The organism is Kocuria sp. CPCC 205231, assembly GCF_040980965.1.
In the GTDB taxonomy this organism is placed as follows: domain Bacteria; phylum Actinomycetota; class Actinomycetes; order Actinomycetales; family Micrococcaceae; genus Kocuria; species Kocuria rosea.
Map to the genome: position 1 here is coordinate 237028 of NZ_JAVKPP010000004.1, position 13050 is coordinate 250077.

Genomic DNA, 13050 nt, shown 5'->3' on the forward strand with positions numbered 1-13050 from the left:
GTCGTGCCCTGGTGCGCCCGGTGCCCGACGTCCAGGATCGTGGTGCAGACTGGTCCTCGCCGTGCCGAGCGCACGGCCCCGACGTCCCCGGCGCCCGCCGGGGTCCCTCGACGATCCCGGGAGGTCCGACGGATGGGTGTCGTGCTGTTCCTCGTGGGCGTGCTGCTGGCCGCCGCCGCCATCGCGGTCTCCATCGCCCTCCACGAGATCGGCCACCTCGTGCCGGCCAAGCTCTTCGGCGTGCGCGTCACGCAGTACATGGTCGGCTTCGGGCGCACCGTGCTCTCCCGCCGGCGCGGCGAGACGGAGTACGGGCTCAAGGCGGTCCCGCTGGGCGGCTACATCTCCATGGTGGGGATGTACCCGCCGGCGCGCGCGGGCTCGACGGCCCGCGCCTCGAGCACCGGCGTGTTCCAGCAGATGGCGGCCGAGGCCCGCGGCGGCGCCGCGGACCAGCTCCTCCCCGGGGACGAGGACCGCGTGTTCTACCGGCTGCCCGTGTGGAAGCGGATCGTGATCATGCTCGGCGGCCCCGTGATGAACCTCCTGCTCGGGACCCTGTGCCTGGCCGTCCTGCTCTCCGGCTTCGGGACGGCGACGCCCACCACGACGGTCGCGTGGGTGTCCGAGTGCGTGGTGGCCGCGGAGCGCCAGGCCGCCGGGCAGACCGAGTGCCGGCCGGAGGACCCCCAGGCCCCCGCGAACGCCGCCGGGCTGCGCCCCGGGGACGTCGTCACGGCCGTCGACGGCGCCCCGGTCGGCTCCTGGGACGAGCTCACCGCCCGGATCCGGGACCGGGCCGGCGAACGGATCCCGGTGGTGGTCGAGCGGGACGGCCGGACCGTGTCCGCGGCGCTGACCCCCATCCTCTCCTCGCGGCCCGTGCTGGACGACTCCGGCGCCGCCGTGACCGGCGAGGACGGCGCCCCCCGCTACGAGGAGGTCGGGTTCATCGGCATCAGCCCCACCAGCGAGCCCGTCCGGCAGCCGCTGACCGCGGTGCCCGGGGCGGTGCTGGACGGGCTGCAGCAGATCGCCGGGGTGGTCCTGCACCTGCCGCAGCGGATCTACGAGGTGGGGGAGGCGGCGTTCTCCGACGCGCCCCGGGACCCGGACGGGCCGATCTCCGTGGTGGGGGTCGGCCGGATCTCGGGGGAGATCGCCGCGCACGAGGAGATCGCGCTGCGGGACAAGGCCGCCTCTCTCGTGGGCCTGGTCGGCTCCGTCAACCTGGCCCTGTTCGTCTTCAACCTGCTGCCGCTGCTGCCGCTCGACGGCGGGCACGTCGCCGGGGCGCTGTGGGAGGCGCTGCGCCGGGGGAGCGCCCGGCTGCTCGGCCGCCGCGACCCCGGCCCGTTCGACCCCGCCCGGCTGCTGCCGGTGACCTACGCGGTGGCCGTGCTGATGATCGGGATGTCCGTGCTGCTGATCTACGCGGACATCGTCAAACCGGTCCGGCTGTTCTGAGCCCGGGCCGGCCGGCGCGCCCCCGGGGCCGGCGGGCGTTCGGCGTGGGAGGAATCGCACCCCCGGCACCGGGGGCCGCCCCGGAGCATGGGGCACAATGGGAACCGGTGACGGGCCCGGCCAGCGGGTCCCGGCGCCACCGCTCCAGCTCCTGCCCTCGATTCCTCGGAGGAACTCCTTGACCCCGGTCAGCCTCGGCATGCCCGCCGCGCCCCAGCCCGTCCTCTCCCCGCGCCGGAAGACCCGGCAGATCCGGGTCGGGTCCGTGGGCGTCGGCTCCGACTCGCCGGTGAGCGTGCAGTCCATGACGACCACCCCCACCACGGACATCAACGCCACCCTGCAGCAGATCGCCGAGCTCAACGCCACCGGGTGCGACATCGTCCGGGTGGCGTGCCCGTCCCAGGACGACGCCGACGCCCTGCCGATCATCGCCATGAAGTCCCCGATCCCGGTGATCGCCGACATCCACTTCCAGCCGAAGTACGTCTACGCGGCCATCGAGGCCGGGTGCGCGGCCGTGCGCGTCAACCCGGGCAACATCCGCAAGTTCGACGACCAGGTCGGCCAGATCGCCCGCGAGGCCAAGGCCGCCGGGGTGTCCATCCGGATCGGCGTGAACGCCGGCTCCCTCGACCAGCGGATCATGGACAGGTACGGCAAGGCCACGCCCGAGGCGCTCGTCGAGTCCGCCGTGTGGGAGGCGTCCCTGTTCGAGGAGCACGACTTCCACGACTTCAAGATCTCCGTCAAGCACAACGACCCCGTCACCATGGTCCGGGCCTACCAGCTGCTCGCCGAGCGCGGCGACTGGCCCCTGCACCTCGGCGTGACCGAGGCGGGCCCCGCCTTCCAGGGCACCATCAAGTCCGCCACGGCCTTCGGCGCCCTGCTGTCCCAGGGCATCGGGGACACCATCCGGGTCTCCCTCTCGGCGCCGCCGGTCGAGGAGGTCAAGGTCGGCAACCAGATCCTGCAGTCCCTGGGCCTGCGCCCGCGCAAGCTCGAGATCGTCTCCTGCCCCTCCTGCGGCCGCGCGCAGGTCGACGTCTACACGCTCGCGGACGAGGTGACGGCGGGCCTCGAGGGGCTCACCGTCCCGCTGCGGGTGGCCGTGATGGGCTGCGTCGTCAACGGCCCCGGCGAGGCCCGCGAGGCCGACCTCGGCGTGGCCTCCGGCAACGGCAAGGGCCAGATCTTCGTCAAGGGCGAGGTCGTGAAGACCGTCCCCGAGGACCTCATCGTGGAGACGCTGATCGAGGAGGCCAACCGCATCGCCGCCGAGATGGAGACGGACGAGAACGGGGAGACCACGGCGGGCAGCCCCGTCGTGAGCGTCAGCTGACGGGCCGGTGACGGGCGGGTGAGGACGCAGCGGAGGACGGCGCCGCGGCTGGTGCCGGCGGGGGAGGTCGATCCGGCCCAGCTGGACCGGCTGCTCGAGGCGGACCCCGTCGCCCACGCCTTCGTGGCCGCCCACGTCGAGTCGTACCGCGGGAGCAAAGGCTCGCGGATCCCGCCCGTGGTCGGCACCGCCGGGCCGGACGGTGAGCTGACCGGCGCGTGCTGGGTGGGCACGAACGTGGTGCCCGTGTCCCTGGACGGCCCGGGCCTGGACCTCGTCGGAGGGCACCTGCGGCGGGGCGGGTCCCGGCACGCCTCGCTGTTCGGGCCCGCCGAGCTGGTCCTCGGGCTGTGGTCCCGGGTGGAGCGCTCGTGGCCCCGGCCCTTCGACCTGCGCCCCGTCCAGCCCCTGCTGGCCATCGACCGGGACCCCGCGCCCGCCCCGCACCCCGGCGTGCGCGTGGCACGCCCCGAGGACCTGCCCGCCGTGCTCCCGGCGAGCGCCGCCATGTTCGAGGAGGAGGTCGGGTACTCCCCGTACACGGGCGGCGACCGCGGGTACCGGGACCGGGTCTCCGCGCTCGTCGGGGCGGGGCGCTGCCTCGTGCTGACCGACGAGGGGGGCCGCGTGGTGTTCAAGGCCGACCTCGGCTCGGTGGCCCGCGGCGTGGCGCAGGTGCAGGGCGTGTGGGTGGACCCGGCGCACCGCGGCCGGGGGCTGGCAGCGCCCTGCATGGCGGCGGCCGTGCGCCTCGCCCGCCGGCGCACCCCGGTGGTCAGCCTCTACGTCAACGACTACAACGTCCGGGCCCTCGCCACCTACCGGCGGGTCGGCTTCGAGCGGGTCGGGACCTTCGCCACCGTCCTGCTCTGAGCGCCCGGGGCCGCCGATCCCGGTGCGGCCGGCCCGGGCGGGGGGTGTAGATTTGACCGGAATCAGCGGCGCCGTCGGCGCCGCCCACCCTCTCGACGCCCGGGCCCGGCCGCACCACGCCGCGCTCCCCGGGAGAAACGGAGCCCTCGTGGCGCTGCGACTCTCCTCCCTGTTCCTGCGAACCCTCCGCGAAGACCCGGTCGACGCCGAGGTGGACAGCCACAAGCTGCTCGTCCGCGCCGGCTACATCCGCCGGGCCGCCCCGGGCATCTACACCTGGCTGCCGATGGGCCTGCGGGTGCTCGGGAAGGTCGAGCAGGTGGTGCGCGAGGAGATGGATGCGATCGGCGCCCAGGAGGTGCACTTCCCGGCGCTGCTGCCGCGCGAGCCCTACGAGGTCACGAACCGCTGGACGGAGTACGGGGAGAACCTCTTCCGCCTGAAGGACCGCAAGGACGCCGACTACCTGCTCGCGCCCACGCACGAGGAGATGTTCACGCTGCTCGTCAAGGACCTGTACTCCTCCTACAAGGACCTCCCCGTCACCCTCTACCAGATCCAGGCGAAGTACCGGGACGAGGCCCGCCCCCGCGCCGGTCTCCTGCGCGGGCGCGAGTTCGTCATGAAGGACTCCTACTCCTTCGACGTCGACGACGCCGGTCTCGACGAGTCCTACGCCAGGCACCGCGAGGCCTACGTCCGGATCTTCGAGCGCCTCGGCCTGCCCGTGGTCGCCGTCTCGGCCCAGTCCGGGGCCATGGGCGGCTCCCGCTCCGAGGAGTTCCTGCACCCCACGGTCATCGGCGAGGACACGTTCGTGCGCTCGCCCGGCGGCTACGCGGCCAACGTCGAGGCGGTGACCACCGTGGTGCCCGCGGAGACCGATCCCGCCGGGTCCCCCGAGGCACGGGTGCTCGAGACCCCGGACAGCCCCACGATCGACACGCTCGTGCAGCGCTCGAACGAGCTGCACCCGCGCGCCGAGGGGCCCTGGACCGCCGGCGACACCCTCAAGAACGTGGTGCTCGCCGTCGTCCTGCCCGACGGCGCCAGGCGGCTCGTGGCGGTCGGCCTGCCCGGCGACCGCGCCGTGGACCTCAAGCGCATCGAGGCCGGCATCGGCGCCGCCCTGGACGTCTCCGGCGAGGTGCTGGTGGAGCAGGCCGGCGACGAGGACCTGCGCGCCTGCCCGCTGCTGGTCAAGGGCTACATCGGGCCGGGGCTGTCCCCGGACCAGGCCGTGCTCGGCGAGAAGTCCTCGACCGGCATCCCCTTCTTCGTGGACCCGCGCGTGGTCCGCGGCACCCGGTGGGTGACCGGGGCGAACGTGGCCGGCCAGCACGTCTACGACCTCACGGCCGGGCGCGACTTCGCCTGGGACGGCGTCCTGGAGTGCGCCGAGGTGCGGGCCGGCGATCCCGCGCCGGACGGCTCCGGTCCGCTCGAGGCGGCCCGCGGCATCGAGATGGGGCACATCTTCCAGCTGGGCCGCAAGTACGCGGAGGCGCTGGGGCTGAAGGTGCTCGACCGCAACGGCAAGCTCGTCACCGTGACCATGGGCTCCTACGGGATCGGGGTCACCCGGGCGGTGGCCGCCCTCGCCGAGGCCTACCACGACGACAAGGGGCTGCTCTGGCCGCGCCAGGTCGCCCCTGCGGACGTCCACGTGGTCGCCACCGGCAAGGGCCCCGAGGTGCTGGAGGAGGCCGAGAAGGTCGTGGCCGAGCTCGAGGCGGAGGGGCTCGAGGTCCTCTTCGACGACCGGCCCAAGGTCTCCCCAGGCGTGAAGTTCGGCGACGCCGAGCTGCTCGGCGTGCCCACCGTGCTGGTGGTCGGCCGCGGCCTCAAGGACGGCGTCCTCGAGCTCAAGGACCGCGCGAGCGGCAGCAGCGAGGACGTGCCCCGGGACGGCGTCGCCGCCGTGGTCGCCGCCGCCGTGCGCGGCTGATCCCGTGCAGGGGCTCGGCGCCTGGCTCGGGGCCTCGGGCCTGGAGCAGATGGACCCCGGCGTCGTCGCCCTGCTGGTGGCGGCCGGACTCGCCGCGGGCTTCGTCGACGCCGTGGTCGGCGGCGGCGGCCTGCTGCAGCTGCCCGTGGTGCTGATGGTCCCGGGGATCAGCCCCGTCCAGGCCCTGGCCACCAACAAGATGGGCTCCGTGTTCGGCACCGCGACGAGCGCGCTGACCTTCTACCGGCGCACGTCCCCCGACCTGCGCACCGCCCTGCCCATGGCCGGCGTCGCGCTTCTCGGCAGCTTCGGCGGGGCGGCGCTGGCCGCGTCCCTGCCCGAGGCGGTGTTCCGCCCGATCATCCTCGCCGCGCTGGTGGCCGTGCTCCTGTTCACCGTGGCCCGGCCCACCGTGGGGCAGCTCACCGAGCTGCGCCACAGCGGGGCGCGGCACTACGGCACCGCGATGGTGATCGGCACCGTCATCGGCTTCTATGACGGCGTGATGGGCCCGGGCACCGGCTCGTTCCTGGTCATCGCCATGATCACGCTGCTGGGCTACAGCTTCCTGGCCGCCAGCGCCAAGGCGAAGATCGTCAATCTCGCGACCAACGTGGGCGCGCTCGTGTTCTTCTTCGGCCACGGGTCGGTGCTGTGGGGCCTGGGTCTCGTCCTGGGGCTGTCCAACATGCTGGGCGGCTACCTCGGGGCGCGCACCGCGGTGGCCCGCGGCAGCCGCTTCATCCGGGTGGTGTTCCTCACCGTGGTCTCGCTGCTCATCCTCAAGCTGGGCGTCGACGTGCTGCGGGGAGCCTGAGCCGCCCCACCGGGCGGGAGGTCACCGCGGCGGGCCGTCCCGGACCACGCCGGGCAGGGCGTCGACCTCCCCCGTGAGCGCGGCGCGCAGCCCGGTCGCGCGCTCGAGCGCCACGAGCGCCCAGCACCGGTCGCCGGCGTCCCCGCGGGCCAGCACGTGCGCGGCGGCATCCTGCACGTCCCGCGCCGCCGTGTCCGCGACCCGGCCGGGGTGCTCCCGCACGTCCTCGGGCAGGACGTAGGCGCCCGCCGGCAGCCCCGGGTCCGCCGCGAGCACCCGCCGGGCGGACGGGGACCCCAGGAGCTCCTCGACGTCCGCCCGCGCCCGGGCCGCCAGCTCGGCGGGGACGGCACCGGCCGGGGCGGCAACGTCAGGGGCGGCGGCGTCCGGGGCCGTCCCGGTGCGGGCGGCCAGCGCCTCGAAGGCGTAGCCGGCGCGGTCCAGCGCCGACCACAGGACGGCCCCGGGAGCGGTCGTCCGGCCGGGGGCCGGATCCCCGGCGGCGTCGCACAGGTCGGCGCCGGCCGGAGCCGGGACCTGCGGCGCCGGGCCCTGCGGGGCCGCGAGCTGCCGGGCCGCCGTGGCCCGCGAGACCGCCGCCGCGGCGAGCACCCGCGCCAGTGCGGGGTCCTCGGCGGCCAGGGCGTCCCCGGCGAGGGCCGTCGCCGTCGTCCGCAGCACGGCGGACGCCGTGGCGCCCGGTTCCGCGGCGTCCCCGGCATCGCCGGTGCTGACGCCGCCGGTGCCGCCGGCGGGGGAGGGGCGCCCGGCCCGGGCGGCGGCGCTCGTGCGGTCGTCGGGCGCGGGACCGAGGGCCTCGAGCTGCCGGGCCAGGTCGGCGCGCACGTCCGCCCACGCGGCGGCGGGCGCCGGGGCGGGCGCCGCGAGCAGCGCCTCGGTTCCCCGCCACGCCTCGGCGCGCGCGACCTCGTCCGGGGGCACCGGCCGGGCGGAGTCCAGCCACCACGCCCCGGCCGCCCCGGTGGCGAGCAGGACCCCCAGCACCAGCGGGAGCACCCGGGGGACGGGCGTGCGGGGATCGGTCACCGGGGGCTCCTGGGGGACGCGGCGGGGGACGGCGGAGGGCCGCGTTCATCATAGGATCTCCAGGACCGACCCCGACGTCCCGACAGCACGAGGAGACCCCGTGAGCGAGCAGAGCACCCCCGGACCCGACGACCAGCGGCTGGCCGAGCTGATCGGCCCCGCGGTCGAGGAGTCGGGGCTCGTCCTGGAGCACGTCGCCCTGAAGCCCGCCGGCACCGGGCTCGTGCTGCAGGTGCTCGTGGACCTGCCGGAGGACAGCACCGACAGCGTGGACATCGACCGGATCGCCGCGGTCTCCCGGGCCGTGTCCGAGCTCCTCGACCGCACGGACCCCGTGCCGGGCTCGGCCTACGAGCTGGAGGTGTCCTCCCCGGGGGCCACGAGGGAGCTCGCGGCCCCGCGGCACTGGCGCCGCTCGATCGGCCGGCTGGTGCGGGTCACCCCGGTGGAGGGCGAGAAGTTCACGGCCCGCCTGCTCGAGGTCGGCCAGGACGGCGTGGTCCTGCAGCGCAGCCACCAGGTGAAGAAGGGGATGCCGGCCCGACTGCTCGACCCGGAGCGCTGGGCCTTCGAAGCCGTGCGCCGGGCCAGGGTGGAGGTCGAGTTCACGGACTGACGGACCCGGCCACACTCGGCACGAGTGTAAGATGTGCCGTTGACGCCGCGGCGCCCACCGGCGCCGCGGTCCGCAGTGCGACGACAACCGAGTGCGACGACGAGTGCGCGAGCACGACCCGTGGCGGCGCCCCGTCATCCCCGACGGTGCGCTGCGCCGTCCCCGGGGCCGTCAGGTGAGGAAGGCCGGACATGGACATCGATATGAGCACCCTCCGACTGCTGGAGCGTGAGCGCGACATCCCCGTGGACCTGCTCATCCCCACCATCGAGCAGGCCCTCCTGCTGGCGTACCACAAGACCGCCGGCGCGCTGCCGGGAGCGCGCGCCGAGATCGAGCGCCGGACCGGCCACGTCACCATCTGGGCGCCCGAGCTGGACGAGGACGGCGAGGCGGTCGGGGAGTTCGACGACACCCCGGCCGGCTTCGGGCGGATCGCCGCCTCCACGGCCCGCCAGGTCATCCTCCAGCGGCTGCGCGACGTCGAGGACGACGCCGTCCTGGGCCACTTCAAGGGCCGGGAGGGAGAGATCGTCTCCGGGCAGATCCAGCAGGGGCACAACCCCCACATGGTCCAGGTCGACCTCGGCACCGTGGAGGGCGTGCTGCCCCCGCACGAGCAGGCCCCCGGCGAGAAGTACCCGCACGGCGCGCGCATCCGCGCCTTCGTCGTGGAGGTCAAGCGCGGCATGAAGGGCCCGTCCATCACGCTGTCCCGGTCCCACCCGGACCTGGTGCGCCGTCTGTTCGAGATGGAGGTGCCGGAGATCGCCGACGGCTCCGTGGAGATCATGGCGATCGCCCGCGAGGCCGGCCACCGCACCAAGATCGCCGTGCGCGCCACCCAGTCCGGGATCAACGCCAAGGGCGCCTGCATCGGGGAGATGGGCTCCCGCGTGCGCGCCGTGATGAACGAGCTGCACGACGAGAAGATCGACATCGTCGACTGGTCGGACGATCCCGCCCGCTGCATCGCCAACGCCCTGTCCCCGGCCAAGGTGTCCCGGGTGAGCGTGCTCGACGAGCGGGCCCGCTCGTCCCGCGCCGTGGTCCCCGACACCCAGCTGTCCCTGGCCATCGGCAAGGAGGGCCAGAACGCCCGCCTGGCCGCCAAGCTCACGGGCTGGAAGATCGACATCGTGCCCGAGTCGAAGGCCGCCGAGCGCCGCTGAGCCGCGCCGCGGCGGGACCGGCGCCCCCGCCCCGGGGCGGTCCCGGGATCCCGCGCGCCCCCGGTTTCGGCCCAGGGCGGTCCCCGGGATAGACTGGACAGCGGTCAGATCGTTGGTGGTCCCTGTCCGGCGCCCGCTCCCGGCCCGCACGGGACGTCCCCGACGTCCCGGCGCGAGACGAGGAGTACCGAGCGAGTGAGTGCAGACTCCCGTCGCACGTGCATCGGATGCCGGACCACCGAACACCCTGACCAGCTCGTACGTGTGGTGACCGAACCGACCGACAGCGGCCTCCGGGCCGTGGTCGACCGGGACGGCCGCCTCGGCGGTCGCGGAGCCTGGCTCCACCCCTCCCACGAGTGCCTGGACTCGGCCTTGCGCCGGCGCGCCTTCCGGCGCGCGTTCCGGGCGGTCGTGGACACGGAGGCGGTCGCCCCCGCACTGGACGCTCTGCTGTCCACGGGGGCAGCCCCGGCGACCGGACGCACGAGTGCCGACCACAGCCGTCCCCGGACGGCAGCCCGCGCGGTCCGACCGGACCGGTGACCACGTCCGTTCGCGGGTGAAGAACTGGAAAGCGAGTCAGAGAACCGATGGAAAACCGATGAGTGCCCAGCGATGAGTGCTTCGTTGTGCTCTGCCAACGGCCTCCCGCGACCCCGCGCCGTCCTCGACGGCCGATGCTCCGGGAGCCTCAACGGAAAATAAGTGGTTCGTGCCTGTTTCGGTGCGGACCGAGACAGGAGAGAAGTGGCCAAGCCCCGCGTTCACGAGCTCGCGAAAGAGCTCGGAATAACGTCCAAGGAAGCGATTTCCACGCTTCAGACCCTGGGTGAGTTCGTCCGAGGCGCGTCCTCGACCGTCGAGCCGCCCGTCGCCAAGAAGCTGCGCTCCGCCCTCGCCGGCCGGGCGGAGAAGTCCGCCCCGGCGGCCCCGGCGCCCGCCGGCAAGCCCGCGTCCAAGCCCGGCGCCTCGTCCCGGCCCGGCACCTCCGCGCCCGCCCCGGGCCCGGCGGCCGCCAAGCCCGCCGAGAAGGCGCCGGAGCGCGCGCCCGAGAAGGCCGCCGAGCAGCGGCCGGCCGAGAAGGCGCCCGAGCAGCGCTCCGCCGAGCCGTCCTCGACCCCGGAGCGGTCCGCGCCGCAGCGCCCGGCGGCCCCGGGCGCCAGGACCCCCGCCCCGGGCCCGCGCCCGGGCAACAACCCGTTCGCCAGCCAGCAGGGCATGGGCCGCAGCGGAGCGCCCCGTCCGGGCTCGGCCGCGCCGCGTCCCGGTGGCACCGCGCCCCGTCCGGGCTCGGCCGCGCCGCGCCCCGGTGCTCCCCGCCCGGCGGGTCCGCGTCCGGGCAACAACCCGTTCGCCGCCCAGCAGGGCATGCGCTCGGGCCGTCCCGAGCGCCAGGGCGGACCGCGTCCCCAGGGCCAGGGCCAGGGCGGTCCCCGCCCGCAGGGCCAGGGTCAGGGCGGTCCCCGTCCGCAGGGCCAGGGCGGCCCGCGGCCCCAGGGCGGTCCCCGCCCCGGCGGCGCACGCCCCAGCCCGAACATGATGCCCGGGCACACCACCGGCGTGGCCCCGATCGGCTCCCGGCCGGCCGGCGGCGGCGCAGGTCCCCGCCGCGGCGGTCCCGGCGGCGGCGGGGGCGGGTTCTCCCGTCCCGGCGGCGGCCCCGGCCGCGGCGGCCGCGGCGGCACCCAGGGCGCCTTCGGGCGCGGCGGTGCCCGCGGCAAGCAGCGCAAGTCGAAGCGGGCGAAGCGCCAGGAGCTCGAGCAGATGAAGGCCCCGTCCGTCGGCGGCGTCTCCGTGCCCCACGGCGACGGCACCACGGTCGTCCGCCTGCGGCGCGGCGCGTCCCTCACGGACTTCGCCGAGAAGATCAACGCGAACCCGGCCTCCCTCGTCACGGTGCTCATCCACCTCGGCGAGATGGCCACGCAGACGCAGTCCCTCGACGAGGAGACCTTCCAGCTGCTGGGCGCGGAGCTCGGGTACCGGATCCAGGTCGTCTCCCCGGAGGACGAGGAGCGCGAGCTCTTCGAGTCCTTCGACATCGACCTGGAGGCCGAGGCCGCGGCCGAGGGCGAGGACGTCCTGGAGGCGCGCCCGCCGGTCGTCACCGTCATGGGCCACGTCGACCACGGCAAGACCCGCCTGCTCGACGCGATCCGCAACACGAAGGTGATCGAGGGGGAGGCCGGTGGCATCACCCAGCACATCGGCGCCTACCAGATCGACACCGAGGTCGACGGCCAGGAGCGGCAGATCACGTTCATCGACACCCCGGGCCACGAGGCGTTCACCGCCATGCGTGCCCGTGGTGCCCAGGTGACGGACATCGCCGTGCTCGTGGTCGCCGCGGACGACGGCGTCATGCCGCAGACGGTCGAGGCGCTCAACCACGCCCAGGCCGCCGGCGTGCCGATCGTGGTCGCGGTGAACAAGATCGACAAGCCCGACGCGAACCCGGAGAAGATCCGCGGCCAGCTCACCGAGTACGGCCTGGTCCCCGAGGAGTACGGCGGCGACACCATGTTCGTCGACGTCTCCGCGCGCCAGAACCTCAACATCGACGACCTGCTGGACGCGATCGTGCTGACCGCGGACGGCGCGCTCGAGCTCTCGGCGAACCCGAACAAGGACGCCCGCGGCGTGGCCATCGAGGCGAACCTGGACAAGGGCCGCGGTGCGGTCTCGACCGTGCTCGTCCAGTCCGGCACGCTGCACGTCGGCGACGCGATCGTCGCCGGTGCCGCGTACGGCCGGGTGCGCGCCATGTTCGACGAGAACGGGCAGTCCGTCGAGGAGGCGGGTCCCTCGCGTCCCGTGCAGGTGCTGGGCCTCGACTCGGTGCCCCGGGCGGGCGACACGTTCCTCTCCACCCCGGAGGAGCGCACCGCACGCCAGATCGCCGAGAAGCGCCAGGCGGCGGACCGCAACGCCCTGCTCGCCAAGCGCCGCAAGCGGATCACGCTCGAGTCCTTCGACGAGGCCGTGGCCGCCGGCAAGATCGACACGCTCAACCTCATCATCAAGGGCGACGTGTCCGGTGCCGTGGAGGCGCTCGAGGACTCGCTGCTCAAGATCGACGTGGGCGAGGAGGTCCAGCTGCGGGTCATCCACCGCGGCGTCGGCGCGATCACCCAGAACGACGTCAACCTGGCGACCGTGGACAACGCGATCATCATCGGCTTCAACGTCCGTCCCGCCGAGCGCGTGACGGAGCTGGCCGACCGCGAGGGCGTCGAGATGAAGTTCTACTCGGTGATCTACAACGCCATCGACGAGGTCGAGAGCGCGCTCAAGGGCATGCTCAAGCCGGAGTACGAGGAGGTGGAGCTCGGCACCGCCGAGATCCGCGAGGTGTACCGCTCCTCCAAGTGGGGCAACATCGCCGGTGCCTACATCACCAAGGGCACCATCCGACGCAACTCCAAGGCCCGGCTCGTCCGGGACGGCAGCGTCGTGGCGGACAACCTCACCATCGACTCGCTGCGCCGGTTCAAGGACGACGCGACCGAGGTCCGCGAGGGCTACGAGTGCGGTATCGGGCTCGGCTCCTTCAACGACATCCACGAGGGCGACCTCATCGAGACGTGGGAGATGCGCGAGAAGCCGCGCGCCTGACCCGTCCCGAGTCCCGCGCCCCGCGCGCGGGACACCCGCGGCGGCACGGGCGGGCCCAGCGCCCGCCCGTGCCGCCGCCCCCGTTCCAGCACCGTTCCCCGCCTCGTCGCCAGCACCGCGCCGAGCACCGCACCGCCCCGACCCGAG

General features: G+C 74.6%; 10 protein-coding genes. 9 read left to right on the plus strand and 1 reads right to left on the minus strand.

Translation table 11 applies throughout. The features are described 5' to 3' along the window. Positions 1–132: 132 nt before the first annotated feature. From RF640_RS05725 to RF640_RS05745, 5 genes are all read left to right on the plus strand, one after another. Positions 133–1467, plus strand: a complete 1335-nt coding sequence (locus RF640_RS05725; RefSeq protein WP_035929719.1) for an RIP metalloprotease — start codon at positions 133–135, stop codon at positions 1465–1467. 178 nt (positions 1468–1645) lie between these two features. Beyond that, positions 1646–2812, plus strand: coding sequence for a flavodoxin-dependent (E)-4-hydroxy-3-methylbut-2-enyl-diphosphate synthase (gene ispG, locus RF640_RS05730; protein ID WP_017832938.1), 1167 nt, complete (start codon positions 1646–1648; stop codon positions 2810–2812). 18 nt (positions 2813–2830) lie between these two features. Next, positions 2831–3685 (plus strand): GNAT family N-acetyltransferase, encoded by an 855-nt coding sequence (locus tag RF640_RS05735; RefSeq protein WP_368827067.1) that lies wholly within the window; start codon positions 2831–2833, stop codon positions 3683–3685. A gap of 148 nt (positions 3686–3833) precedes the next feature. Continuing rightward, on the plus strand, positions 3834–5633 hold the full coding sequence (locus RF640_RS05740) for a proline--tRNA ligase (RefSeq protein ID WP_336650011.1): 1800 nt from the start codon (positions 3834–3836) through the stop codon (positions 5631–5633). Between the two features lie 49 nt (positions 5634–5682). Then, positions 5683–6450: a TSUP family transporter gene (locus RF640_RS05745; protein WP_031282729.1), complete on the plus strand. Its 768-nt coding sequence runs from the start codon at positions 5683–5685 to the stop codon at positions 6448–6450. Between the two features lie 21 nt (positions 6451–6471). On the opposite strand, the gene RF640_RS05750 is transcribed toward RF640_RS05745, so the two are convergent. Then, positions 6472–7497 carry a hypothetical protein gene (locus tag RF640_RS05750; RefSeq protein WP_284562433.1) on the minus strand — a complete coding sequence of 342 codons (1026 nt, stop codon included), beginning with the start codon at positions 7495–7497 and terminating at the stop codon, positions 6472–6474. A gap of 100 nt (positions 7498–7597) precedes the next feature. Between RF640_RS05750 and rimP the strand changes: the two genes are divergently transcribed. The 4 genes from rimP to infB all read left to right on the plus strand — a co-directional run bounded on the left by rimP (position 7598) and on the right by infB (position 12903). Then, entirely contained in the window at positions 7598–8113 is a 516-nt protein-coding gene (rimP, locus tag RF640_RS05755) for a ribosome maturation factor RimP (RefSeq protein WP_095651572.1), read from the plus strand. Between the two features lie 191 nt (positions 8114–8304). Next, positions 8305–9285 carry a transcription termination factor NusA gene (gene nusA / locus RF640_RS05760; RefSeq protein ID WP_017832933.1) on the plus strand — a complete coding sequence of 327 codons (981 nt, stop codon included), beginning with the start codon at positions 8305–8307 and terminating at the stop codon, positions 9283–9285. Between the two features lie 195 nt (positions 9286–9480). Further along, positions 9481–9831: a YlxR family protein gene (locus tag RF640_RS05765; protein ID WP_081615740.1), complete on the plus strand. Its 351-nt coding sequence runs from the start codon at positions 9481–9483 to the stop codon at positions 9829–9831. Positions 9832–10035: 204 nt separating this feature from the next. Then, on the plus strand, positions 10036–12903 hold the full coding sequence (infB, locus tag RF640_RS05770) for a translation initiation factor IF-2 (RefSeq protein ID WP_031282722.1): 2868 nt from the start codon (positions 10036–10038) through the stop codon (positions 12901–12903). The last annotated feature ends 147 nt before the right edge of the window (positions 12904–13050 follow it).

What these genes read in the sequence shown, in the direction of transcription:
- RF640_RS05745 (WP_031282729.1), top strand. Translation starts at nt 5,683, where the DNA reads ATGGACCCCGGCGTCGTCGCCCTGCTGGTGGCGGCCGGACTCGCCGCG.
- nusA (WP_017832933.1), top strand. Translation starts at nt 8,305, where the DNA reads ATGGACATCGATATGAGCACCCTCCGACTGCTGGAGCGTGAGCGCGAC.
- RF640_RS05725 (WP_035929719.1), top strand. Translation starts at nt 133, where the DNA reads ATGGGTGTCGTGCTGTTCCTCGTGGGCGTGCTGCTGGCCGCCGCCGCC.